The 23356-nt window shown below is 70.8% G+C and carries 24 protein-coding genes; 8 read left to right on the plus strand and 16 right to left on the minus strand.

The genetic code is table 11. The features are described from left to right. Nucleotides 1-68: 68 nt before the first annotated feature. From H180DRAFT_RS15050 to H180DRAFT_RS15060, 3 genes are all read right to left on the minus strand, one after another. Nucleotides 69-1001, minus strand: coding sequence for a sulfite exporter TauE/SafE family protein (locus H180DRAFT_RS15050; RefSeq protein WP_055486572.1), 933 nt, complete (start codon nucleotides 999-1001; stop codon nucleotides 69-71). Between the two features lie 139 nt (nucleotides 1002-1140). Further along, nucleotides 1141-1599: an RrF2 family transcriptional regulator gene (locus H180DRAFT_RS15055; RefSeq protein WP_055486573.1), complete on the minus strand. Its 459-nt coding sequence runs from the start codon at nucleotides 1597-1599 to the stop codon at nucleotides 1141-1143. Nucleotides 1600-1717: 118 nt separating this feature from the next. Further along, nucleotides 1718-2524, minus strand: a complete 807-nt coding sequence (locus H180DRAFT_RS15060; RefSeq protein ID WP_254666032.1) for a thioesterase family protein — start codon at nucleotides 2522-2524, stop codon at nucleotides 1718-1720. Between the two features lie 193 nt (nucleotides 2525-2717). On the opposite strand from H180DRAFT_RS15060, the gene H180DRAFT_RS15065 reads away from it, so the two are divergent. Both H180DRAFT_RS15065 and H180DRAFT_RS15070 read left to right on the plus strand, forming a co-directional pair. Then, a complete protein-coding gene (locus tag H180DRAFT_RS15065; protein WP_055486574.1) occupies nucleotides 2718-3404 on the plus strand; it encodes a TetR/AcrR family transcriptional regulator in 687 nt (228 codons plus the stop codon). 342 nt (nucleotides 3405-3746) lie between these two features. Then, nucleotides 3747-5132 carry an MFS transporter gene (locus tag H180DRAFT_RS15070; RefSeq protein ID WP_055486575.1) on the plus strand — a complete coding sequence of 462 codons (1386 nt, stop codon included), beginning with the start codon at nucleotides 3747-3749 and terminating at the stop codon, nucleotides 5130-5132. A 113-nt stretch (nucleotides 5133-5245) separates the two neighbouring features. Here the strand turns inward: H180DRAFT_RS15070 and H180DRAFT_RS15075 are convergent, their stop codons facing one another. The 3 genes from H180DRAFT_RS15075 to H180DRAFT_RS15085 form a co-directional block, all read right to left on the minus strand. Further along, nucleotides 5246-5689: a PaaI family thioesterase gene (locus tag H180DRAFT_RS15075; RefSeq protein ID WP_055486576.1), complete on the minus strand. Its 444-nt coding sequence runs from the start codon at nucleotides 5687-5689 to the stop codon at nucleotides 5246-5248. A 319-nt stretch (nucleotides 5690-6008) separates the two neighbouring features. Continuing rightward, nucleotides 6009-6905 (minus strand): cytochrome c biogenesis CcdA family protein, encoded by an 897-nt coding sequence (locus H180DRAFT_RS15080; protein WP_055486577.1) that lies wholly within the window; start codon nucleotides 6903-6905, stop codon nucleotides 6009-6011. A gap of 31 nt (nucleotides 6906-6936) precedes the next feature. Then, nucleotides 6937-7560, minus strand: a complete 624-nt coding sequence (locus tag H180DRAFT_RS15085) for a redoxin family protein (RefSeq protein WP_055486578.1) — start codon at nucleotides 7558-7560, stop codon at nucleotides 6937-6939. Nucleotides 7561-7873: 313 nt separating this feature from the next. Between H180DRAFT_RS15085 and H180DRAFT_RS15090 the strand changes: the two genes are divergently transcribed. Both H180DRAFT_RS15090 and H180DRAFT_RS15095 read left to right on the plus strand, forming a co-directional pair. Next, on the plus strand, nucleotides 7874-8242 hold the full coding sequence (locus tag H180DRAFT_RS15090; RefSeq protein ID WP_055486579.1) for a hypothetical protein: 369 nt from the start codon (nucleotides 7874-7876) through the stop codon (nucleotides 8240-8242). Between the two features lie 108 nt (nucleotides 8243-8350). Next, nucleotides 8351-9478, plus strand: a complete 1128-nt coding sequence (locus tag H180DRAFT_RS15095) for a CapA family protein (protein ID WP_055486580.1) — start codon at nucleotides 8351-8353, stop codon at nucleotides 9476-9478. Nucleotides 9479-9630: 152 nt separating this feature from the next. Here H180DRAFT_RS15095 and dgoD read toward each other — a convergent pair whose 3' ends face one another. The 5 genes from dgoD to H180DRAFT_RS15120 form a co-directional block, all read right to left on the minus strand. Further along, nucleotides 9631-10779 carry a galactonate dehydratase gene (gene dgoD, locus H180DRAFT_RS15100; protein ID WP_055486581.1) on the minus strand — a complete coding sequence of 383 codons (1149 nt, stop codon included), beginning with the start codon at nucleotides 10777-10779 and terminating at the stop codon, nucleotides 9631-9633. Nucleotides 10780-10876: 97 nt separating this feature from the next. Beyond that, on the minus strand, nucleotides 10877-11689 hold the full coding sequence (locus H180DRAFT_RS15105; protein WP_254666039.1) for a carbohydrate ABC transporter permease: 813 nt from the start codon (nucleotides 11687-11689) through the stop codon (nucleotides 10877-10879). 122 nt (nucleotides 11690-11811) lie between these two features. Continuing rightward, complete coding sequence (locus tag H180DRAFT_RS15110) at nucleotides 11812-12825, minus strand: carbohydrate ABC transporter permease (protein WP_055486583.1); 1014 nt, start codon at nucleotides 12823-12825, stop codon at nucleotides 11812-11814. Continuing rightward, nucleotides 12825-14150 (minus strand): ABC transporter substrate-binding protein, encoded by a 1326-nt coding sequence (locus H180DRAFT_RS15115; protein WP_055486584.1) that lies wholly within the window; start codon nucleotides 14148-14150, stop codon nucleotides 12825-12827. The genes H180DRAFT_RS15110 and H180DRAFT_RS15115 overlap by 1 nt, the downstream gene beginning before the upstream one ends. A gap of 105 nt (nucleotides 14151-14255) precedes the next feature. Further along, the gene (locus H180DRAFT_RS15120) at nucleotides 14256-16277 is read right to left on the minus strand and encodes a beta-galactosidase (protein WP_055486697.1); all 2022 of its coding nucleotides are present in this window, start codon (nucleotides 16275-16277) and stop codon (nucleotides 14256-14258) included. A gap of 138 nt (nucleotides 16278-16415) precedes the next feature. Between H180DRAFT_RS15120 and H180DRAFT_RS15125 the strand changes: the two genes are divergently transcribed. Together H180DRAFT_RS15125 and H180DRAFT_RS15130 are read left to right on the plus strand one after the other, a co-directional pair. Then, nucleotides 16416-17210 (plus strand): SDR family NAD(P)-dependent oxidoreductase, encoded by a 795-nt coding sequence (locus H180DRAFT_RS15125; protein WP_055486585.1) that lies wholly within the window; start codon nucleotides 16416-16418, stop codon nucleotides 17208-17210. Between the two features lie 85 nt (nucleotides 17211-17295). After that, complete coding sequence (locus H180DRAFT_RS15130) at nucleotides 17296-18027, plus strand: FadR/GntR family transcriptional regulator (RefSeq protein WP_055486586.1); 732 nt, start codon at nucleotides 17296-17298, stop codon at nucleotides 18025-18027. Between the two features lie 26 nt (nucleotides 18028-18053). Here H180DRAFT_RS15130 and H180DRAFT_RS15135 read toward each other — a convergent pair whose 3' ends face one another. From H180DRAFT_RS15135 to H180DRAFT_RS15155, 5 genes are all read right to left on the minus strand, one after another. Further along, entirely contained in the window at nucleotides 18054-18269 is a 216-nt protein-coding gene (locus H180DRAFT_RS15135) for a DUF397 domain-containing protein (protein ID WP_055486587.1), read from the minus strand. A 75-nt stretch (nucleotides 18270-18344) separates the two neighbouring features. Next, nucleotides 18345-18560, minus strand: coding sequence for a DUF397 domain-containing protein (locus H180DRAFT_RS15140; protein WP_055486588.1), 216 nt, complete (start codon nucleotides 18558-18560; stop codon nucleotides 18345-18347). Further along, nucleotides 18557-19396: a helix-turn-helix domain-containing protein gene (locus H180DRAFT_RS15145; RefSeq protein WP_055486589.1), complete on the minus strand. Its 840-nt coding sequence runs from the start codon at nucleotides 19394-19396 to the stop codon at nucleotides 18557-18559. The genes H180DRAFT_RS15140 and H180DRAFT_RS15145 overlap by 4 nt, the downstream gene beginning before the upstream one ends. A 127-nt stretch (nucleotides 19397-19523) precedes the next feature. Beyond that, nucleotides 19524-20783 (minus strand): PP2C family protein-serine/threonine phosphatase, encoded by a 1260-nt coding sequence (locus H180DRAFT_RS15150; RefSeq protein WP_079100128.1) that lies wholly within the window; start codon nucleotides 20781-20783, stop codon nucleotides 19524-19526. Next, nucleotides 20780-21583: an alpha/beta fold hydrolase gene (locus H180DRAFT_RS15155; protein ID WP_055486591.1), complete on the minus strand. Its 804-nt coding sequence runs from the start codon at nucleotides 21581-21583 to the stop codon at nucleotides 20780-20782. The genes H180DRAFT_RS15150 and H180DRAFT_RS15155 overlap by 4 nt, the downstream gene beginning before the upstream one ends. 132 nt (nucleotides 21584-21715) lie before the next feature. Here H180DRAFT_RS15155 and H180DRAFT_RS15160 point away from each other — a divergent pair, with 132 nt between their 5' ends. Together H180DRAFT_RS15160 and H180DRAFT_RS15165 are read left to right on the plus strand one after the other, a co-directional pair. Beyond that, nucleotides 21716-22318 carry a MarR family winged helix-turn-helix transcriptional regulator gene (locus H180DRAFT_RS15160; RefSeq protein WP_074466823.1) on the plus strand — a complete coding sequence of 201 codons (603 nt, stop codon included), beginning with the start codon at nucleotides 21716-21718 and terminating at the stop codon, nucleotides 22316-22318. After that, nucleotides 22318-23217 carry an EamA family transporter gene (locus H180DRAFT_RS15165; protein WP_055486592.1) on the plus strand — a complete coding sequence of 300 codons (900 nt, stop codon included), beginning with the start codon at nucleotides 22318-22320 and terminating at the stop codon, nucleotides 23215-23217. Before H180DRAFT_RS15160 ends, H180DRAFT_RS15165 begins: the two co-directional genes overlap by 1 nt. The last annotated feature ends 139 nt before the right edge of the window (nucleotides 23218-23356 follow it).

Below are 23356 nucleotides of genomic sequence, written 5' to 3' on the forward strand. Positions count from 1 at the left end.
GCAGCGGAATTGAGAGCATCCGACCGCCGGGTGCCCGGGCCGCCCGGCCCGGGCACCCGGTCTCGCGGTCACGCCGAGGGCGTGCCCTCCTTCGCGGTGGCGTCCGTCGCCGCTGCTTCATCGTTCCGCTCACGTGCGACGTTGCGGCGGTGCTCCCGCACCGAGTGGGCGAGTGCGGCGGCCCAGACCGCGTACAGCACCACGTACACGGCCGTCTTCACCGTGCCGCCCGCGCTCACCCAGTCGCCGTTCAGCAGGGTGCGGACGTTGGTGAGGACGATGATGCCGCCGACGGCGGACCCGAGGACGCGCGGCGGAACATGCCGGACCAGCCAGGCCGCGAGCGGTGCAGCTATGACACCGCCCACCAGAAGGGCCGCCGCCCACGACCAGTTGACGCCCCCGGAGCCGAGCCCCGCCAGGAAGCCGATGCTCGCCGCGATGGTGACGAGGAACTCGCTGGTGTCGATGGAGCCGATCACCTTGCGCGGCTCCAGCCGTCCGCTGGCGAGGATGGCCGGGGTGCCGACCGGCCCCCAGCCGCCTCCGCCGGTGGCGTCGACGAATCCGGCGACGAGGCCCAGCGGGGAGAGGAAACGCTTGCGCAGCGGCTTGCCCAGATTGCGGGAGGAGAAGCCGGTGAAGGTGAAACGCCCGAGCAGGTAGAGGCCCAGCGCGAGCAGGATGAGCGACATGACGGGCTCGGCGACGGCGGTGGAGAGGCTGGAGAGCACCGTGGCGCCGGCGAACGCGCCGACCGCGCCCGGCACACCGATCTTCGCCACGACGCGCCAGTCGACGTTGCCGAAGCGCCAGTGCGAGGCGCCGGAGGCGAGGGTTGTTCCGATCTCGGCCAGGTGCACCGTGGCCGACGCGGCCGCCGGATTGGTACCCACGGCGAGCAGCAGTGTCGTCGACGTGACGCCATAGGCCATTCCCAGGCTGCCGTCGACAAGTTGGGCACCCAGGCCCGCCAGCGCCAACAGGATGAGCGTTCGCATGCTGCCCCGATCTTAGAGATCCCTAGTATTCCTACCGCTTAAGTAGAGAAACTTGCCCGACCGTCCGAGAGAGGGTCAAGGGTGTCTCGTCACGTGGACAGGATCAGGAGTCGTGCACGGTCGGAAAGGCCGCGCAGGCTCAGGGGTTGGTCCACGACTCGGGCTTTTCCGCGAGCCTGGTGACGCGTTCGGGAAGGTCGGAGCGCGCGACGTCGGCGAGCGTGACCTCGCCGAGGACCGCGCGCACGTTGGCGCGCACCGCGATCCACAGGGGCAGCAGCGACTCGGCCGGGCCGGTGTAGGAGAGTGCGGGCGGGCGCTCACCGCGCACGGAGACCAGCGGCCCGTCCACGACGCGGATCACATCGGCGATGGTGATCGTCTCGGCGGGAGCACCCAGGTTGTAGCCGCCCTGGCCGCCGCGGCGGCTGACGACGAGTCCGCCCCTGCGCATGTCGTTGAGGATGCCCTCGAGGAACTTGCGGGGGACGCCCTGGGCCTCCGCGATCTTCTCGGCCTTGACGGGGTGTTCGTCACCCGCGGCCGCCAGTTCCAGCGCGGCACGCACCGCATAGTCCGCTCTCGCCGAGATCCGCATACCCGCATTGTCCGGCACCGCGGCGGCGGTCCGCCGGTGGCATGCGCGAACCCGCTTCCCGCGAGCGCGCAGGAGCGTACGGCTTACGGCCTGCGGCGAGCGGCGGGGGAGGGGGACTTCAGGGGCGGGAGGCCACGAAGAGGCTCTGCACACCCCGGCCGATCGGTCCCTGTTCGTCGTGGAGCGCGGATTCCGTCATGCCGACGCCGGCCGCGTCGATGCTCGTACGTGCGTCGACGCAGACCCATTCCCCGGCCGGGTGACGGTGCAGATGCACGGTCAAGTCGGGGTTGACGAAGAGGTGTTGGGAGAAGTCCAGCACGTTGCTCACGCCGTTGCCGGAGTCCGCCGCCACCAGCACGCGGTCCAGCGGCGCCGTCTTCTCGCCGTCCACCAGGGGAACCCTCATCCGCAGCCAGCAGGCCGCGGGCCCGTTCCCGAGGAACGAGCCGTGCGCGAACCGGGACTCCATGGCCGTGTGGTAGCCGACGTCCCACGGGACGGGGAAGAACGGCTCGGGCTGCCCGCTCGCGGGTCCGGGCACCTCCGGACCCGGGGTCTCCTGGGGAACCGAGCCGGGTTCGGTGCGGATGCGCAGCGCCCGTGCGCGCATGACCTCCTTGCCGCCCTCAGGCGTGAGCGAGGCCTCGACGAGTTCCACGCTGCGTCCCTCGCGCAGCACCTGCGTGGTCACCGTCAGGGGCTTCAGCGGCACGGGACTTGTGATCTCGAAGGTGATCCGGGCCAGCCGCATGTCCTCGCGGGCGCCCGGACGCACCCGCACGGCGCGGCCCAGCAGCGCCGCGGGCGGCCCGGCGTGCTGGCTGTCCGCGGACCAGGGGCCGCGGGTGTTCTCGGTCGGCACGTACCGGTCGTCGGCCACCTGCTCGAAGAAGGCCTCTGCGCAACTGGTTATTTCTGGCACGGCTGTTCTCCTGCCCGCTGGGTGGTCCGGCAAGAAGGCTACTGGCAGGTAGTGGCGGGTGTCACGGCCGCGGGGATGCCGCTCTGCCGGACGGGGAAGGGCAGGTCAGCCGCCCTCGGTCGCAGGCCGGGATGCCGTGGCTGTCGCCTTGAACGGAGTTGGAGGTGAAGCCGAGTTCAGGTATAAGTTGCCCATGGCACTCACCGCGTTCGACGACTGGGACGGTCCGCCGCTGCCGTCGATGGTGAACCCGGCCCTGTTGCGCGAGACCCCCGCGACCGAGCGGGGCGCCCGCCGGCGGTCGGAACTGATAGCCGCCGCGCGCAAGGTCTTCGAGCGCTCCGGCTACCTGGACGCCCGCCTGACGGACATCACCAAAGAGGCCAAGTGCTCGACGGGCTCCTTCTACACGTACTTCAAGAACAAGGAAGAGATCTTCGCCGCGGTTCTCGAGGTCGCCCAGCAGGACATGCTGCACCCCGGCATGGACCGGGTGCCGGACACCGACGACCCCTACGCCGTCCTCGAAGCGAGCAACCGGGCCTATCTGGAGGCCTACCGGCGCAACGCGAAGCTGATGGCGCTGCTGGAGCAGGTGGCCAACATCGACCCCGTCTTCCGCGAGTTGCGCCGGCGCCGGAGTGAGGCGTTCATCCACCGCAACGCCCGCGGCATCGCCGATCTGCAAAAGCGTGGCTTCGCCGATCCCGGCCTCGATCCGATGCTGGCCTCGCGGGCGTTGTCGAGCATGGTCAGCCGCGTCGCCTTCGGGCTCTTCGCCGCGACCGGGGGTGCTCAGGAGCCGGTCGACTTCGAGCAGGTCGTCTACACGGTGACGAGGATCTGGGCCAACGGCCTCAGGTTCCCCGGGCATTCCTGAGCCGGCCGGTTCAACTCGTCAGAGCCGTCGGCCCGTTGCCGGACCCCGCCTCGCTGCCGCCCCAACTTGCCGCTCCCCTCGCCCGGTTGCGTCACCGGGAGGCGCCCGTTTGCACCTCCCGCCGCGCAGCGGCCGGGGTCACCGGCTCCGGTCCGCTGTCCAACGGCGCGCCGCCGCAGGGCCGTCGGGGGCGCCACTGCGTCCTCGGTGGGCGTCCTCGCAGCGCAGACGGTTGTGTTCCGGCTGTTGACACCGCAATGGCCTTCCCCGAAGCTTCGCCCAGAAGTTGAACATGACGTCAGCTTACGGCGATCAGTTGCAGTCCACCGCCAAGGGAGAGCCATGACTGAAACGGCGGAACCGAGCGAGGATGCGGCAGCGGCAGCGGCGGCGCAGCCCGGAACCCAACCCGAGGGCCATCGCAAGCTGCTCGCCGCGGGGCTGATCGGCAGCTCGATCGAGTGGTACGACTTCTTCCTCTACGGCACGGCTGCCGCGCTGGTCTTCCCCCACGTCTTCTTCCCCTCCAGCTCGCCGCTCACGGGCACGCTGCTCTCCTTCAGCACCTTCTGGGCGGGCTTCATCGCGCGGCCGCTGGGCGGCATCCTCGCGGGACACTTCGGCGACCGCTACGGCCGCAAGCCCATGGTCGTCGCCTGCCTGCTGGGCATGGGCCTGGCGACCTTCCTGATCGGATGCCTGCCGAGCGCCGGGAGCATCGGGATACTCGCGCCGATACTCCTGGTGACCCTCCGCTTCATCCAGGGCCTGGCGTGCGGAGGGCAGTGGGGCGGCATCGTGCTGCTGCTGACGGAGTCGACCAGCCCGAAACGCAGGGGATTCGCCGGCACCTTCGGGCAGATGGGCGTGCCCTTCGGCGTCATCCTCGGCAACGTGGCCTTCCTGGCGTCGACCGCCGTGATGTCGGAGTCGGCGTTCATGACCTGGGGCTGGCGCATCCCGTTCTTCTTCTCCGCGCTGCTCTTCCCGGTGGTGCTGTACATCCAGACGAAGGTCGAGGACAGCCCGGAGTTCCGCGCGCTGCAGGAGGCCTCCAGGAGCAAGCAGGAGAAGGTCGCCCGTGCTCCGCTCAGCGAGGCCGTCCGCAAGGACTGGCGCAAGATCCTCCTCGCCTGCGGGATGCTCGCCGCCACCAACTGCCTCTTCTACATCAGCATCGCGGGCGTCCTCAGCTACGCGACCGCGGAACTGGACATGAGCCACGAGTCGCTGCTCTCGGTCTCGCTGCTCTCCTCGCTGCTCGGGGCGGGCGTGATCCTCTGGTCGGGCGCGGCGTCCGACCGGATGGGCCGCCGTCCCATGATCCTCATCGGTTCGGCCGCGCTGATCGTGTGGGCCTTCCCCTACTTCTGGCTCGTCGACACCAGGAGCCTGCTGCTGTTCTTCGTCGCGCTGGCCGTGGGCAGCGTCTTCCAGTCCATGACATACGGGCCGGCCGCCGCCTACATCGGGGAGATGTTCGCGCCCAGGATCCGCTTCTCCGGCGCCTCCCTGGCCTACCAGCTTGCGGCCATCACGGTCAGCGGCGCGACACCGCTCGTCATGACCGCCCTCATAGCCGAAACCGGCTCGACCACGCTGGTGTCCGTCTTCGTGGCGGCCATGGGCCTGGTCACCTTCTGCTGCACCTGGGCCCTGCGGGAGTCCAACCCGGCGGAGGTGCGCAACGATCCGGACGCGGTGCCGGGCGAGCTGCTGCACGCCTGACCGTTCTCCACGGCCTGCCCGCACGCCCACGGCCTGCCCGGCACGTCATGACGAGGCCGGGCAGGCGGTCCCGGGAGGACCGGGGGCGCGAACTCCCGCCCCCGGTCGCGCCGTCAGGCGCCCTCGGGCTGTCCCTGCGGCTCCTCCTTGGCTCCGGTGCCCTGCGAACCGCCGCCGTCGGAGGGCAGGTTGGTCAGACGCACCTCACCGCGCGCGATGTCGCGGCCCGTGTCGTCCGTGACGGTGACGAGCCACAGCTGCTGGGTGCGGCCGCGGTGGATCGGCGTCGCCGTGGCCGTGACCCTGCCGGAGCGTATGGCCCGCAGGAAGTTGGTGTGGTTCGCGACGCCGACGACGTTGCCCCGGTCGCCGTACCAGACCGCGGCGGCGATGCTGGCAGCCGTCTCGACCAGCGAGCAGTACACGCCGCCGTGGACGATGCCGTAGGCCTGGAGGAGTTCGGGGGTGATCTCACAGGTGACGACGGTCCTGTCGGCCGTGATCTCGGGGAACTCCATGCCGACGGTCTTCTCGAAGCCCGTGCCGAAATCGTTCATTGACTCTCTCCGTGGTCGAGGGCTCTTCGTGACGGTCCGCGGCGGGCCGCCGCGCTCTGCGGCGTTCGCGGCAGAGCACGTACGCCTGGGGGCCGCACCTCTCCCGCGAAGTGCCGGGCGCCAGACCCGGGCGGGGGAGGGGAGACGGCGCTGTCCTGCACCAGTCTGGTGCCGGGGCGCGGACGTCCGGACATCGGCCCCCTTGTTCGGGTGTGCAACGTCGGGGAAGGGCCGTCGGCGCCCGCCCGCGCCGGAGCCCGGGGGCGATGCATGCGGAGTGCGGCGACGGGCCCGCCGTGGGCGGAACCCGCCGCCCGCCTCACCCGGCGACGTGCTCCCGGCCGGCTTCCCCCTCGCGCCGGCTCTCCACCGCGGAGCGACGGCCACGGCCCCTCACCCGCACCACCGCGACCGTCAGCAGCACCACGAACGCGGCCGCCACGAGGGGGAGTCCCGTCCACTCCAGGCCCGCCGAGATCGTCCGCTGCACCGTGCTCGCCGCCTCGATGACGGGGTCGCTCGTCGCGCCTCCGCTCAGGGACCGGATCTCGTACCAGCCGTAGTACGCCGTGTAGGCGCCCGCGAGCACGACCAGACCCCCGCCCACGCGGGAGGCGGCGGCGCCCATGCGCCGCAGACGGCCCAGGGCGGAGGTCCGCGCCAGGGCCACGGCGAGCGCGGCGGTGCCGACCACAGCACCCATCCCGGCCGTGTACGCACCGAACAGCAGCAGGCCGCCTGCCGTCGAGCCGCTCCGGAACGCCGAGACGACGACCGCGAGGAACGGCGCGATCGTGCAGCCGAGGGAGGCAACGGCGTACGCCCCTCCGAACAGCGCCATCGACGGCACGGAGCCGGTGACTCCGGGCGCGCGGCGGACGCGGGGCAGCAGCGTGGGAAGCTGCCGCCCGGCCAGGAGCCACACCCCGGCGCACGCGAGGAGCAGCCCGAACACCACGGTGAACCAGGGCAGATGCTGCTGCACCTGGCCCGCCAGAGGGGCGACGACCAGCCCGAACAGCCCGAAGACCGCCGCGAATCCCAGCGTCATCGCGGCGGTCGCCGCCAGCGCCCGCCCCACCGCGGCGCCCCGCGAGGGCGAGTCCTCACCCAGCACCAGCAGCGACAGATACGCGGGCAGCAGCGCGAAGCCGCAGGGGTTGACCGCGGCGAGCATGCCCGCGGTCAGTGCCAGCGCGAGGGGCAGGTCGTCCATGGGCCTTCCAGCGGCTCAGCAGGGCAGCGGGTCAGCCGGCGAGCCGGGCGACCTGCTCGGTCAGCTGGCCGGGAGTGGTCGCCGCCTCCTGCTCGACGGCCTTGCCGTTCTTGTCGAGCATGACGTACGAACTCTGCTGCGTGATCCCGAACTTCTTCCAGACCGCGCCCTTCTGGTCGTTCAGGTGCGGGAAGTTGCCGACCTTCTGCGTCTTGACGAAGCCCTTGATGGGTTCGGTCTTGTCGAGCCCGGCCACACCGATGAAGTTGACCTTGCCCTTGTACTTCTCGGCGAGCTTCGCCGTCTGCGCCGCCTGCCCCTGGCACGTCCCGCACCACGGCGCCCAGAACCACAGCACGGCGGGCTTGTCCGCCAGCGAGGCGCCCTTGAAGGCCTTCCCGTCGATCGTCCGGCTCGTGAACTGCAGCTTCGCCGGAGTGCCGTTCGGGTTCTTCTCGCCCGGGGCGACCCCTTCCGGTGCGTCCTTCTCCGGCGCCTTCTTCCCGTCGCCGGCGTTTTCGCCGTCGGTCTTCTCCTTGCCGGCGGGCTTCGTGGAAGCCGGGCCGCCGTCGTCCGAGCCGCATCCGGCCAGGGCCAGTGAACTCGCCACGAGCAGGGCAGTGAGGGCTACACGGGAGCGACCGGCACGCATCATCTGAATCCTCTGGTGGTGGATCGGGCTCGCCACGCTAAGACGTGGCGTGCGGCTTCAGTCGGACTTTAGCCGCAGCTGACTAATCCGCAGGCCCGCCCTCCTCGCCGGGCCGGCCACCGGCCCTGTCCGACTTCCCGAGGCCCGCCCGCCCGTCGGTCGCGCGAGTGCGTCCCCTGCGTCCACTCCATCGCGTGACTGCCCGGCCGTGCGCGGGCGGGTCGACGCGGGCCCGGCCGCGCCGGGGGAGCACGATGCGCGCACCACGGGCCCCGCGTGCGGCCCGGAGGAGCGCGGGCCCCGGAGGTCACGGACGATGGACACCCACTGGCATGCCTTCAGCTACACCGGCCACGAGAGGCCGAGCGACGGGGAGGCCCGTGATCCGGAGTCCCCCACGCCGCCGATCGAGCTGAACATGTGGTTCCGCAAGCCGCGTTCGATGATGGACGGCACGTTCACCGAGGCCACGGGCGCGGCGGGCTGGCTGGAGAAGGAACTCACGGAGTCCCCGCCGCGGGACACCGCCCTCCAGGTCCCGAGGCACATGGACCGCGCCCGTGACGCGCTCCGGCGCGGAGCGGACGCCTACGTCGGCTACTACACGGCTCACGACCGCTTCCTCGTACGGGCGGTCCTCGCCTGCCCGCGCCGGGGTGTGCCGTGTCCGTCCCCTCCGCGGTAGACCGCCGTCGTGCCTGCACAGCGCCGGGATCTCCGCGGGGGCGGGCACGGGCGGGACCACGGGGCGCAGCTTGCGGCCCGGCTCGTCCCGGCATGAAATATTGCGGTGATGAGCGGCGAATCGGTCACTTTGTCCCTGTGCGGTGACGTCATGCCCGGCCGCGGCGTCGACCAGATCCTTCCGCATCCTGGTGCCCCCGAGCTGCGCGAGGGATTCATGCGGGACGCGCGGTCCTACGTCGAGCTGGCGGAGAGGGTCAACGGGAGCATCCCCGCCCCGGTCGACTTCTCCTGGCCCTGGGGGGAGGCCCTGGACGTGCTGGAGGAGGCCGCGCCCGACGTCCGGGTGATCAACCTCGAGACGAGCGTGACGCGGCACGGCGACTTCGACCGCTTCAAGGGTGTCCACTACCGGATGAACCCCGCCAACCTCGGCTGTCTGACCGCCGCGCGGCCCGATGTGTGCGTGCTGGCGAACAACCATGTGCTGGACTTCGGACGGTCCGGCCTGGAGGAGACCCTGGACTCACTCGCCGGAGCGGGCCTGCGCACCGCGGGCGCGGGCCGGGACACGGCCGGGGCGCGCGAGCCGGCCGTGGTGCCGCTCGACGGGGGGAGGCGGCGCGTGATCGTCCTGGCGATGGGGACACCCTCCAGCGGCATCCCCATGGACTGGGCCGCACTCCCGAACCGCTCCGGTGTGAACCTCCTGGACCTGACCACCCGCAACGCGGCCGCTCTCATCTCCGGCAGCATGCGGGAGTCGAGACGTCCGGGCGACATCGTGGTCGTCTCCGTCCACTGGGGATCCAACTGGGGATACGACCTGCCCAGGAACCAGACCGTCTTCGCACGCGCGCTCATCGACGGCGGAGGCGTGGACATCGTCCACGGGCACTCCTCGCACCACCCTCGGCCCATCGAGGTCTACCGGGGCAAGCTCGTGCTCTACGGCTGCGGCGACTTCATCGACGACTACGAAGGCGTCGAGGGTCACGAGGAGTACCGCGACGATCTGCGGCTGCTCTATCTGGCCTCGGTCGAGGCGGACACGGGCAGACTGACGGAGCTGCGCATGGCGCCCTTCCAGGCACGGCGCATGCGGCTGTCGCGGGCGGCGCCGGAGGACGCCGAGTGGCTGCGGGCCGTCCTCGACAGGGTGAGCGGTCAGTTCGGGGTGCGGGTCGGGAACGGCCGGGACGGGATGCTGACGCTGCAGCAGGCCGGCGGCTCCTGACGGGGGCGGCGCCTCGCGCACAGGGCCCGCCGCCCCGGCGACGCCGGGCGGCCGCTTCCTGCCGCGCCGCCCGGCCGCCCCGCCGCCCCGCTGCCGGGAGGCCCGTCCGTCCGTCCGTTCCGTCGGGCCGCCCCCCGGGGAACCGGCGCAGGTCACCACTCGGCGAACGCGCCGTCCCCGTACCGCCAGAGCGGGTTGTGCCAGCTCTTCGCGCTGCCGTCCGCGTCCCGCACGGCCTTTTCGTCGATCTCCACACCGAGCCCCAGGGCCGTCGGCCGCAGCAGATGGCCCTCGTCGAATCGGAAGACGGACCGGTCGGCGACGTAGTCGAGGAGTTCGGCGTCCGCGTTGTAGTGAATGCCGATCGACTGTTCCTGGATGAGGAAGTTCGGTGTGCAGAAAGCGAGTTGGAGGGACGCGGCGAGAGCCAGCGGCCCCAGCGGGCAGTGCGGTGCAACGGCCACGTCGAATGTCTCGGCGAGCGCCGCGATGCGGCGGCACTCCGAGATGCCGCCGGCGTGCGAGAGGTCCGGCTGGAGCACGGCGATCCCCGCCCGGAGCGCGGGCAGCACGTCCGTGCGGGAGTAGAGCCGCTCACCCGTGGCGACGGGCAGCGCGGTCGAGCCGGTCACCTGCCCGATCAGATGCGTGTACTCGGGCAGCACGGGCTCCTCGACGAACATGGGCGCGTACGGTTCGAGCACGCCGGCCGCCCTGACCGCGCCGGCCGTGGAGAAGCGGCCGTGGAAGTCGATCGCGAAGTCCCTCTCGGGCCCCAGGACTTCGCGCGCGGCCTCCGCACGCGCCGCGACGTCGTTCAGCTCCGAGACGGTGGGCAGGCGGCTCATCCTCCCGGAGGCGTTCATCTTCACCGCGGTGAACCCGGCCTCGACCTGTGCGGCGACCTGGTCCCGTACGGCCGCCGGCTCGTCGCCGCCCACCCAGCAGTAGGCGCGGGCGCGCTCGCGCACCGGTCCGCCCAGCAGCCGGTGCACGGGAGCGCCGAGCGCCTTGCCCGCGATGTCCCACAGCGCCTGGTCGATGCCGGCGACCGCGCTGGAGAGGACGGGGCCGCCACGGTAGAAGGAGCCCTTCGTCATGACCTGCCACAGGTCCTCGATGCGTGAGGGGTCCGCGCCGGTCAGGAACTGGTCGGCGAGCTCGTGCACGGCGGTGCGTACGGTATCCGCCCGGCCCTCCACGACGGGTTCGCCCCAGCCGACGAGGCCGTCGTCTGTCTCGATGCGGCAGAAGAGCCAGCGCGGCGGCACGGCGAAGGTTTCGACTCGGGTGATCTTCAAGTGGTGCTCCAGATGGTGCGGTTGAGCGTGCCCGGCACGCCGCCCGGTCCGTCGGGTGCGGACCGGGCGGGCCCGGGCCTGTCGTGCGTGGTGGTGGTCAGCCCTTCACGCTCCCCTCGGTGAGACCGGTCCGCCAGTAGCGCTGGAGGACCAGCATGGCCGCGGCCAGCGGAATCACGGAGAGGAAGGCGCCGCCGATCGTGTACTGCAGCAGTTCGGGCAGCCGTTCCGCAGCGGTCTGCCACGTGGTCAGGCCCAGCGTGATCGGGTACTTCCGGTCGTCGGAGAGCATCACCAGCGGCAGGAAGTAGTTGTTCCAGATGCCGACGAACTGGAAGAGGAAGACCGTCACCAGCGCCGGTGACATCAGGCGCAGCACGAGCTGGAAGAAGATCCGCCCCTCGCGTGCTCCGTCCACGCGTGCCGCTTCCAGCAGCGTGTCGTCCACGGCCGACTCGGCGTAGATCCGGCACAGATAGACGCCGAAGGGACTGACGACGCCGGGGATGAGCACCGCCCAGTAGGTGTTCGTCAGCCCGAGCTGGTTGAACAGCAGGTACAGGGGGAGGGCGAGCGCGGTGTGCGGCAGCAGCACGCCCGCGAGCACGGACCTGAAGACCGCCTCCCGTCCGCGGAAGCGGTACTTGGCCAGCGCGAAGCCCGCCGCGGCCGCCAGCACCGTCGCCAGCAGCGCCCCGACTCCGGCGTAGAGCAGCGAGTTGAGCACCCACTGGAGGTAGATGTGGTCGTCGTGGGTGAGGATCTTGCCGACGTTCTCCAGCAGTTGCGGGCTGTCGAACCACAGCCCGTTGCTGCCGTACAGCTTCCCGGTGGTCTTCGTGGCGGCGACGACCAGCCAGTAGACCGGCAGCAGGAAGTAGCCGGCGGCGGCGGCGAGCGCCAGGATCATCAGGATGCGTCCGGGCGAGGGCGTGCGGCGCGGACCTGCGGGCGCGTTCACCGCGGCCGGGCCGGGCCCGTCGGCGGTGGTGGTGCTCTCGGGCCCGGGGTCTGCGGGAGTTGTGGTCGCGCTCATCGCCTGCTCCTGTCCTTGCGGGTGACGAGGGTGAGGAAGCCGAACGACAACGCGCAGGCGACGAGGGCGAGCAGTACGGCCTTGGCGGCGGCCAGATAGACGTTGGCGTTGGCGAAGGCGTCGTTGTAGGCACTGAGGTTGGGAGTGAAGCTGCTGGAGACCGCCGGTGAGAGCACCTGGATGACGAGGGGCTCCGCGAAGAGCTGCATCGTGCCGATGATGGAGAAGACGCAGGTGAGCACCAGGGCCGGCCGCACCATCGGAATCTTGATCCGCAGGGCCGTCTGCCAGGGACCGGCGCCGTCGATCCTCGCCGCCTCGTACAGCTCCTGCGGAATGGATTTGAGCTGCGCCACGATGATCAGCATGTTGTAGCCGGCGAACTCCCAGACGACGATGTTCGCGACCGACCACAGCACGTTGTCGTAGCCGAGGAAGTCCGGCGACGACGCACCCAGCGCCTCGGTGATGGGGCTGATGCCCGGGACGTACAGGAACCCCCACAGAATCGTGGCGATGACACCGGGGATGCCGTAGGGGAGGAAGTAGGACGCCCGCAGCAGACCGGCCCAGCGGTGGGAGAGCTGGTCGAGCAGCAGCGCCAGGACGAGGGCCAGCACCAGCATGACCGGCACCTGGACGACGCCGAAGAGCAGCACCCGGCCGAAGCTCTCGATGAAGTCGGCCTGCTGGAGCGCGATTGCGTAGTTCTCCAGGCCCCCGAAGCCGACCGTCGGCTCGCCGAGGCCGAGCGGCCCGTGCCGCTCCACCTTCAGCAGGCTCTGGTACACGGCGTAGACGATCGGCAGGACGAAGGCGAAGACGAAGAGCGCCAGGAACGGGCCGAGGAAGAACCAGGCGGCGGAATCGGGCCGGGAGGAGCGGCGGGGGCGAAAATCCCGTGCGCCGGTTGCGGGGCGGGACGCGCCGGAGGTGCCGGAAGGGACGGCCGGGCCGGCGCCGGCGTCGGCCCGGCCGGCAGATGCGGTGGAGTCGGAAGGTGTAGGCATCACGCGCTCCTCGCCTTGAGTCCCTTGGCCTTCATGTCGTCCAGGACCCGTCCCTGCACATCGTTGAGGGCGTCGACGAGCGTGCCGTGACCCGCCGTGGCCCGGCCGAAGGCGTCCTTGATGTGCTCGAAGGACTGGATGGTGGTCGGCGCCCACTTCCAGGACGTGTCGACATGCTTGTCCGACTCCTGGAAGACCTCGTTGTAGCGCTGGCCGCCGAAGAAGGGATCCGCCTTTCCCAGCGCGGACTTCTCCAGATCGATGCGGGCGGCCGGCCAGCCGTATCCCGCGGCGACGAGAAGGTCGATGCTCTCGGGGTCGGTGTTGAGCCAGTGCGCGAACTCGATGGCCTCGGCGGGATGCCGGGTGCCCTGAAGAACCGCCGTGGAGGAACCGCCCCAGTTGGCGGAGGCGGACTCGCCCTCCTCCCACTGGGGGAGCGTCGTCACACGCCACTTCCCCTTCGTGCCGGGGGTGTTGCCGCGCAGCAGGGCGTCGCCCCACTGGGCTCCGGGCCAGCTGGCCAACTGGCCCGTCTGCAGGGCCCGGTACCAGCCGCTCTGGGTGTCGGGCATGACCTTGACCAGGCCGTCCCGTATCAACCCGTCCCAGTAGTCGGCGACTTCGAGCGAGACCTTGCTGTTGATGTCGACCAGCCAGGTGTCGCCCTCGGACCGTATCCACTGCGCACCGCGCTGCCAGGGGAAAGCCGCGTACCACATGGCGTTCCTCGGCGGGAACGACGTGATGCGGGCACCCCCGCCGCGCTTCTTGATCTTGAGGGCGGCTTGCCGGAACTCGTCCCAGGTGCGCGGGACTTCGACGTCCCAGCGCTCGAAGAGGTCCTTGCGGTAGTAGTAGCCCATCGGGCCGGACCCCTGGGGCATCGCGAAGACGTCGCCGCCGAAGACCCCTTGGTTCCACTGCCAGTCGACGTAGGAGCCCTTCAGCTTGTCCGCTCCGTGTTCGCTGAGGTTCGTCAGTCCGTTCACGAGCATGAACTCGGGCAGTGCGTAGTACTCGACCTGAGCAAGGTCGGGCGGGCTGCCGGCCTTCAGCGACGAGTGCATCTTCTGGTAGCCGCCCTGTGTGTTGGCCGGCACGGTCTGCACCTGGACGTGGATGTCCGGACGCCTGCTGTTCCACAGCGCCACGGCCTTCTGCAGCGGAACCCAGGTCCAGAAGACCAGCCGGACCTTCTGGCCGTCCCTGCGCGGTGCCTGCGTCGTGCGCCGCGCCGCGCCTGCCGACTCGGCGCACCCGGCGAGCGCGGGCGCCGCTGCCGCGGCGGCGCCCCATGAGAGAACCTTCCTGCGAACGGGCATCCGACCTCCTCGTCTGGGGTCCCCCCGGGCCGGAGGCGCAGGGGGAGGGTCCCCCGCCGGGCGCAGGGGGAAATGCCGGACTTCTCAGTGCCCCGTGACGGCGGCTCAGTGCTCCATGACGGCGACCCCGCGGGGCGGCAGCGTCACCGCGGTGACCCGGTCCGTTCCGTACGGGCCCAGCCGGTCACGCATCGGTTCGGGCAGTTCCACGACGGCGTCCTCGTCCCCGTGGTTGAGCAGGAACAGGAAGCGGTGCTCGTCGTCCTCGCGGACCGTGGCCTGGACCCCTTCGGGCAGCCCGGCCAGCACGGGGCCCACGCCCGCGGCCTGACGGACCTGGTCCATCAGGCCGCGCATGGCGGCCCGATGGAGCCGGGTGCCGATGTACCAGGCGGTGCCGGCGCCGTAGGCGTGACGGGTGACGGCGGGGCGTCCCGCCAACTCACCCCCGCGGAAGACGGCGACGGCCTCCGCGCCCTCCAACTCGACGGCCTCCGACCACAGATCGCCCTCGGTGCCCGGCGCGCCGAGCGGCCCGCCGGGGTCCACGCCCTCGACGGGGACGCTCACGCCTTCGTCCAGCGGCCAGAACTCCTCGACGCGCAGACCGAGCAACTCCCGCAGCGGTGCGGGATATCCGCCCAGGTGCACCCGGTCGCAGCCGTCGACGATCCCGGAGAAGAACGAGACGAGCAGCTGCCCGCCGCCCTCCACGTACTGAGCCAGACGGCGGGCGTCGTCCTCGCCGAGCAGATACAGATTGGGGACGACGACCAGTTTGTAGCCGGACAGTTCGCTCGACGGCGGCAGGACGTCGCAGGCCACACCCGCGTCGAAGAGCGCACGGTGGTGGGCACGGTTGATCAGCGCCTGGTCCAGAGCGGTCGAGGGACGCGAGTCGAGTTCCAGCGCCCACCAGCTGTTCCAGTCCGTCAGCAGCGCGGCGTCCGCGCGTGAACGGGTTCCCGCGATCTCCGGTACGGAGCCCAACTCGCGGCCGAGATCGCTGACTTCGCGGTGGATGCGGGTGCCGGTGCCGCCGTGCGGGAGCATCGCGGAGTGGAACTTCTCGGCGCCGCCGCGCGACTGCCGCCACTGGAAGTACATGATCGCGTCGGCGCCCTGCGCCACGGCCTGCCAGCTCCACAGCCGCATCGCGCCCGGTGGCTTGGGGCCGTTGCGCGGGCGCCAGTTGACGGCGCTGGGCGCCTGTTCCAGCAGCAGCCACGGCTGCCCGCCGCGTGCCGAGCGCATCAGGTCGAAGTTGTACGCGGCGGAGAGGTGGGTGTCCGGGTCGTGGGGGTCCTGGTAGAAGTCCAGCGACATCACGTCCTGGTGCCGCGCCCATTCGAAGGCGTCGACGGGCTTGTGGTGCGGCATCAGGTTCGTCGTCACGGGCACGTCCGGCGTGACGCGGCGCAGCACCTCCGTCTCGGCGAGGAAGCACTGTCGCAGCGCGTCGTCGCTGAAGCGCCAGTAGTCCAGCTGCTGGGAGGGATTGGCGAAGGTGGGGGCCAGACGCGGCGGCAGCACCTCGTCGAAGGAGTCGTAGCGCTGCGACCAGAAGGCCGTGGACCAGGCCTCGTTGAGAGCGCCGACGGTGCCGTAGCGCTCCCCCAGCCAGCGGCGGAAGTCGGCGGCCGACACGTCGCAGAAGCACTGCCGGATGTGGCAGCCGTACTCGTTGCCGACGTGCCACACCTCCAGGGCCGGGTGCTGCGCGTAGCGGCCCGCGACCTGCTCGACCAGGCGGGTCGCGTACTCGCGGTAGACGGGGCTGGAGGGGCAGTAGTGCTGCCGGCCGCCCGGCCATTTGCGGCGGCCGTCCTCGGTCTCGGGGAGGATCTCCGGGTGCAGCCGCGTCAGCCACGGCGGCGGGGAGGCGGTCATCGTCGCGAGGCAGACGCGCAGACCGGCCTGCGCGAGGTTGTCCATCACGCGGTCGAACCAGCCGAAGTCGAAGTCGCCGGGCCGGGGTTCGACCTGCGCCCAGGCGAAGACCCCCGCCGTCACCATCGTGACCCCGGCCTCCTTCATCAGCCGGGTGTCCTCGGCCCACACCTCCTCGGGCCATTGCTCGGGGTAGTAGTCGCCGCCGAAGTGGATCCGCCTGTCTGACCTCTTCATGCTGCCGGGCACCTTCGGGTCGTCGGTCGCTGTCGCACGCAGATGGTTCAATCCATTAATTATGAATTAACGTAAGTGCACCCCGGGAAGGGGTCAACCCTCCCCGGCCGGTTCCGTACGAAGCGAGGGAGGTGCCCGATGACAGGGCCGGCGAAGGACGCCGACGCGGGGGCCGTACGCGCTCCCGGCCGGTTCCACGGACGGACCGCCGTCGTCACCGGAGCCGCATCAGGCATCGGCGCGGCCACCGCGCACCGCCTCGCGCACGAAGGCGCCGCCGTCGTGATCGCCGACGTCGACGAACCGCGCGGCGCCCGGGTGGCGGAGGGGATAGGCGACGGCGGCGGCGACGCGGTCTTCGTCCCGGCCGACGTGGCGGACCCCGGCGCGTGGCGGCGCATCCTCCGCGCCGCACGCGAATTCGGGCCCGTCGGTGTGCTGGTCAGCAACGCGGTCAAGGTGGAGGTCGCCCCCGCCCACGAGACCACGCCCGACTCGTGGAACCGGCAGATCTCCGTCGGGCTCACCGCCGCCTTCCTCGGCGTACGGGCCTGCCTGGAGGACCTTCGTGCCGAACGCGGAGCGGTCGTGCTCGTCTCGTCCGTCCATGCGCACCACGGCATTCCCGGGCACCCCGCCTACGCGGCCGCCAAAGGCGGACTGCTGTCGCTGTGCGGTCAGTTGACGGTCGAGTACGGACCACAGGTGCGGTTCAACACCGTGCTGCCGGGGCCGGTGCTCACCGGGCTGTGGGACCGGGTGCCGGAGCAGGAGAGGGCCGCCAGCGTCGCGGGGACCGCGGCCCGCCGTTTCGGCACGCCGGACGAAGTCGCTTCCGCCGTCGCGTACTTGGCCTCGCCGGAAGCGTCGTACGTGACCGGCGCGAGTCTCCTGGTCGACGGGGGGTGGAGCGTCATGAAGTCCTCGTCGTGACGATTCAGCATGAGGCGGCCCCCGGAAGAGACGGGCACCGGGCGGACCGGCGGTCAAGAAGGCATCGGAGAAGGAGAGTCAGGGCATGTCCGGTTACGCGCGCCGCGGAGTACACGGCCAGACCGTCGAGGCCATCGCACACCGCGTACTCAGCGGTCGCATCGGTGCGGGAGACACACTCGACCTTGGCGCGCTCCAGAGCGAACTCGGCGTCAGCCTCACCGTGTTGCGCGAATCGCTGAAGGTGCTCGCAGCCAAGGGGATGGTCGACGCACGGCAGAAGCGGGGCACATTCGTGCGGCCCCGCGCCGACTGGCACCTCCTCGACGCGGACGTGCTGCGCTGGCAGTTCGAATCCGCCGACGGCCCGGACACGGGCGCCGGCAACGCCCTGCTTCGTGACCTCGCCGAAGTGCGGGGCATCGTCGAACCGGCGGCGGTACGGCTCGCCGCCGAACGCCGCACCGACGCGGACCTCGCGACGCTGGACGACGCACTCGCCGCCATGGAGCGTGCCTCGGAGATCGGCGACGAGGCCGTCGACGCCGACCTCGCCTTCCACCGTGCCCTGCTCGCCGCCTCGCACAACGAGATGCTGGAGCGCATGGAGATGGTCATCGCCACCGGCCTCGCCTACCGCGACCGGCTCGTGCACGCCTCCGGCCACCGCCCGCAGAACCCCGTGCCCAGCCACAGGGCCGTGCTCGACATGGTCCGGGCGTGCGACGCCGACGGTGCGGAAGCGGCCATGCGGGCCCTGCTCGAACAGTCGGCCAGGGACCTGGACGAGATCCGCGGCAAGGGCGCGGCAGGCTGAGACCTCGCCTCGCCCTCGCCCTTGCGTCAGCGGCGGGCGGCGCCCGCGACGAAGCCCACGAATGTCGTCCACTGCCGGGTCGGCAGCGAAAGCACCGGCCCGAGCGCGGACTTCGAGTCCCGCACGTTCACCGTGCCCGCACCTGCCGCGACTTCGAGACAGTCACCGCCGCCCGAACCGCTGTGGCTGCTCTTGAACCAGTGCAGCTCGCCGTGACCGGCCTTGTGCTGCTCGGTGTTCATAGCTCTCCCGCAAGCTGCTCGATGAAGGCCCTCGGCTCCCTGAGGTTCAGGGCCACGGGGGCCCGGCTTCCTGCGTCAGCGGCGGGCGGCGCCCGCGACGAAGCCCACGAATGTCGTCCACTGCCGGGTCGGCACCGAAAGCACCGGCCCGAGCGCGGACTTCGAGTCCCGCACGTTCACCGTGCCCGCACCTGCCGCGACTTCGAGACAGTCACCGCCGTCCGAACCGCTGTGGCTGCTCTTGAACCAGCGCAGCTCGCCGTGACCGGCCTTGTGCTGCTCGGTGTTCATAGCTCTCCCGCAAGCTGCTCGATGAACGCCCTCGACTCCCTGAGGTTCAGGGCCATCGAGCGCAGCTTGCCATATCGGAGAGAGAACGAACTCACTTGCGCGCGGTCGCCGACGACATGACCGATTCCCTGCGATTCGAAGTAGCCGAAGTGATGGTGCTCCGCAGTCTCGATGAGCACCATCGGGCCGTTGAGCCCCGGGTGGAAGCCGCGCCCCAAGGGCATCACTTGCATCTCCACATTGCGCAACTGGCCCTGGGTCAACAGGTGTTCGAGCTGGTGCCGCATCGTTTGCGGGTTCCCGAGGGGATTGCGCAGTGCTGCTTCGTCGATGACGAACGAGAAGTTCACAGCCGGGCGCCTGGTCAGGAGGCGCTGTCTGTTCAGGCGGGCGTCGACGTGCTGTTCGACGACCTCTTCTTCCAGGGGTGGGCACCTACCTTCGAACACGGTACGTGCGTAGTCCTCCGTCTGGAGCAGGCCCGGAACGAGTTGCGGGTCGTACGAGCTGCGGCTCACCGCCTCCATCTCGATGAGGGCGAAGTCCCGGAAGAACGCGGGCAGTTTGGCGAAATCGACCTCCTCCTGGAGGACTTGCAGCGCACCGCCCGCCTCCAGTACGCGCTCGGCCGCGGCCGTGAAGGGGGCCTTCGCCGGGCGGCGGCCCTGCTCCACCGAGGCGACCGTCTCGTGCGAGTAGCTGATGAGTTCGGCCAGCTCCTCCTGCGTCAGCCGTGCCTTCTCGCGGAAGAGCTTCAGCAGCTTTCCGTAGCCGACCCAGATGGCGGGCCGGTCGTCGTTCTTCCTGCTGGCCTGCTTGCTGTTCGTCCCGCCCATGAGCGCCCCACGTCGTTGCCGAAGATGTGAGGTCCAACTCCGCTACCTCGCACGGAGGTACGGGCTGTGCCCCGTACAACGCCGGGCGGCACTCGTACACGGGCCGCCTTCGTTCACTCCGTTCACGTCAGCTCTCGGGAGGCACGCCCAGTGCCAGTACCGCCGTGTCGTCGACCAGCCCTTCGCCGAAGGCGTCCAGCAGGTCGGTGATGGCGGCGACGACCTCTCCGGCTGTGCTGGGCGCCAGCACGTCTGCGTAGCCCAGCAGCGCGTCGTCTCCGTAGCGCTCACCCGATTCGGTGGCGGTGTGGGCTTCGGTGAGCCCGTCGGTGTACAGGAGCAGGGTGTCTCCGGGGCCCAGATGCACGTTGGTGGTCGCCACATGCGGTGTGGCGAGCACACCGATCAACTGCCCGCCGGGAGTGGGGAGATACTCGGCGCGTCCGCAGCGGCGCAGCAGCAGCGCGTTGGGGTGCCCGCCGCTCGCGAGTGTCACGCCGAAGCCGTCGTCCTCGGGCCGGAGAACTCCGAAGAGGACGGTGCAGAAACGGGGGTCGTGCTCGAAATCAGCCGTGTTCAGCACGGTGTTGAGGTTCTTGAGCACGGCCACGGGGTCGGGGTTGTAGACGGCCGCGGCCCGCAGGGTGTAGCGGGCGAGCGAGGTCAGCACCGCCGCGGGCGCGCCCTTGCCGCACACGTCACCCAGGAACAGCCCCCATGTGTCCTTCGTGAGCGGGAACAAGTCGTAGAAGTCTCCGCTGACTTCGTCCGGGGAGGCGACGTGGTAGTGAGCGGTCACATCCATCCCCGGAGGTGATGCCAGTGCCGGCGGCACCAGCGTCTGCTGGAGCGTGCTGACCAGGCGCTGGGAGCGCTCGCGTTCGAGTTCCGCCTTCTCTCTGGAGCGCAGCAGCTCCGACTCGTACGCACGTCGGTCCCGGGCGTCGTTGACCGTGGTGCGGATCAGTTGCGGCTGTCCGCTGCTGTCCGTCTTGACGACGGAGGTGACGAGCACGGGCAGCCGGGATCCGTCGGCGGTCCTCAGTTCCAGGGTGACCCCGCTCACCTCGTGCTGGAGGTGGACCAGCGGTGCGAAGTGCGTCTCGTGGTAGATCTTCCCGCCCACCGTCAGCAGATCCACGAAGCGCATGTTCCCGACGACATCGTCGTGGGAGCGGCCCAGCCAGTCCAGAAGCGTGCGGTTGGCCTTGACGATCCGTCCGTCCATCAGCGTGGAGAGGTAGCCGCACGGAGCGTTCTCGAACAGATCCTCGGGGTTGTCCTCCAGCAGCCCGGCGTGCGCGGCCGCCCCCGGTGTGCCGTGGCCGTCGGGGGTGTCGTGCTGCTGCGGAGGGCCCTGCTCCGCGTCGTCCGCGCCCCGCATCATCCGTCACGGGCTGCGAACCCGGCGATGGCCTCCGTGGTGGCGGCAGGCGCGCTCAGCTGCGGGCAGTGGCCGACGGCTTCGAGGGTCACCAGTTCGCTGCCGGGGATCGACTTGTGGACGAACGCTCCGACCTCGCGGGGAGCGATGACGTCCTGGGCGACGTCGATCACCCGGGTCGGTACCGAAACGCGCCCGAGGTCGGCGCGGTTGTCGGAGAGGAACGTCGCACGGGCGAACACTCTCGCGACGGCGGGGTCGATCCGGCAGAAGCTGTTGGTCAACTCCTCGGTCAGCTCAGGCCGTTCAGGGTTGCCCATCACGACGGGGGCCAACGCCTCGGACCAGCCGAGGTAGTTGCTGTCCAGTGACTCCAGCAGCTCGTCGATGTCCTCGGCGCTGAACCCGCCCCGGTATCCGGCGTCGTCGATGTAGCGCGGCGAGGGCGTGAGCAGAATGAGCTTCTCGAACAGCTGGGGCTCCCACGCCGCGGCCAGGACTGCGAAGACGGCGCTCACCGAGTGCCCGACGAGCACGAGCGGCCCCAGGTCGAGTTCATGGCAGATCTCCAGGATGTCCTCGGCGTACGCGTCCAGTGAGGAGTACCGCTCCTCGCTCCACGCCGAGAGATCCGACTTCCCGGTGCCGACGTGGTCGAACTGGACGATCTTGAACTGCCGTGCCAGCTCCGGGGCCACGAGGCGCCACATGTTCTGGTCGCAGCCGAAGCCGTTGGCCAGCATCAACACGGGGCCGTCGCCCCGGCCGGTGATCACCACGTTGTTCCTGCTCAGTACATCCATAACGCTTCCATTGTCCTACTTGGCCTGGTATGCGGCGATGGGTGGAGCGTGACTCGGCGGCGCTCTCGTGCCGGGGAATGCCGAGGGTGCCGAGGGGTTGAGGTGAGGGTCGGCGCGCGATATGCATGAGTCATGCATGACTCTAATCGCACGGCCAATCTCCTCGGCGCCACCGCGCTCGCCGTGACCGACCTGGCTCTCACCGGAGCCACCAAGGCCGCCGGGACCAGCGCCAGCGGCTCCGCCGCGCTGGTGGTGCTCTCCGCCTCGCCCGGCCTGAGCGTCACCGAACTCGGCCGCCGCGTCGGTCTGTCACAGCCCGCCGCCGCCCGCATGGTCGACTCGCTCGAAGCGGGCGGGCTCGTCGAGCGGCGCCCGGGGCCGGGCCGGTGGGTCTCCGTGACGCCGACCGCCGCCGGCACCCGCACCGCCCGCACGATGCTCGCCGCACGCGGCACCCCGCTGAACCAGATCGTGGACGTACTGGACGAGGCCGAACGGGAGAGGCTCGACGCACTTCTGGCCAAGCTTCTGACGCGGCTCTACGCGGAGGTCGGCAACGCCGATCTGCTGTGCCGCCTCTGCGACCGCGAGGGCTGCGTGCACGACGGCGCGGTCTGCCCCGTCGGGCAGGCCGAGCGCGACGAACAGCGTGAGCAGCACGGCGGCCGGCAGCGTGAGCAGCAGGGCGGGGGGCGCCGGAGCGGTGCGGGCGCCGCACCGCGCCCCGACTGATGGGTCCGCTCCTCGCGCTGGCCTCCGCCGTCTTCTACGGCGTCGCCGACTTCACCGGCGGCCTGCTCGCGCGCCGCGCCGGCTTCGCCCTCGTCGCGCTCACGGGCCAGGTGGCAGGACTCGCGCTCACCCTGGCGGCGGCGCCGCTGTTCCCTGCGCACGGACCGGCGCTCCCCGACCTCGCGTGGGGAGCGCTCTCCGGGACCGGAACCGGCCTGGGCATGGTCTTCCTCTACCGGGGGATGAGCCGCGGAGCCATGAGCGTCGTGGTGCCCGTCAGCGCGGTGGGCGGTCTGGCCCTGCCCGTACTGGCGGCCGTCGCGGTCCTCGGGGACCGTCCGTCGGCGCTGTCCTGGCTGGGCATCCTCGTCGCCGTGCCGTCCCTCTGGCTGGCGTCACGCAGCGCGCCCACGCCCGGCGCACCGGCCGCCGTCACCGGAGCCTCCCTGGACGGACTCACCGCGGGCGCCGGAATCGCCCTCCAGTACGCGGCCCTCGCGCAGGCCGGTCAGAGCTCCGGCATCTGGCCCGTCACGGCAGGCCGCGTCACCGCCGTCGCCGTGATCCTGCCCGCGGCGCTCCTGGCGCTGCGTGCGGCGGGGCCGAAGGCGGCGGCTGCCGACCGGGCGGGCAGTGCGGCGCGGGCTGCGCGGACGGTGCTGACGCCGCGCCGCGCAGCCGGCGCCGCCGCGACAGGCATGGCCGCTGCGCTCGCCCTCGTGCTCTACCTCCTGGCCACCCGGGAACAGATCGTCACCGTCGCCGTCGTGCTCTCCTCGCTGTATCCCGCGATACCGGTGCTTCTCGGACTCACCGCCCTGCGGGAACGCCCCACAGGGCTGCAGTCCGCGGGGCTCGTGGGCGCCGCCGTCGCGACGGGGCTGCTCACCGCGGGCTGAGAGCGGGGGAAGAGCGGCGCGAACGCGGCGCGAACACCGCCGCGCACGTGTTGCCGGGCCATTCGGGGGAACCCCGCACCGCAAGCTCGATGAAGCCGACACAGCGTGGCCCGGCGCCGCCGGGCCGGCGGGACGGATT

Source organism: Streptomyces sp. WMMB 322, from assembly GCF_900090145.1.
In the GTDB taxonomy this organism is placed as follows: Bacteria; Actinomycetota; Actinomycetes; order Streptomycetales; family Streptomycetaceae; genus Streptomyces.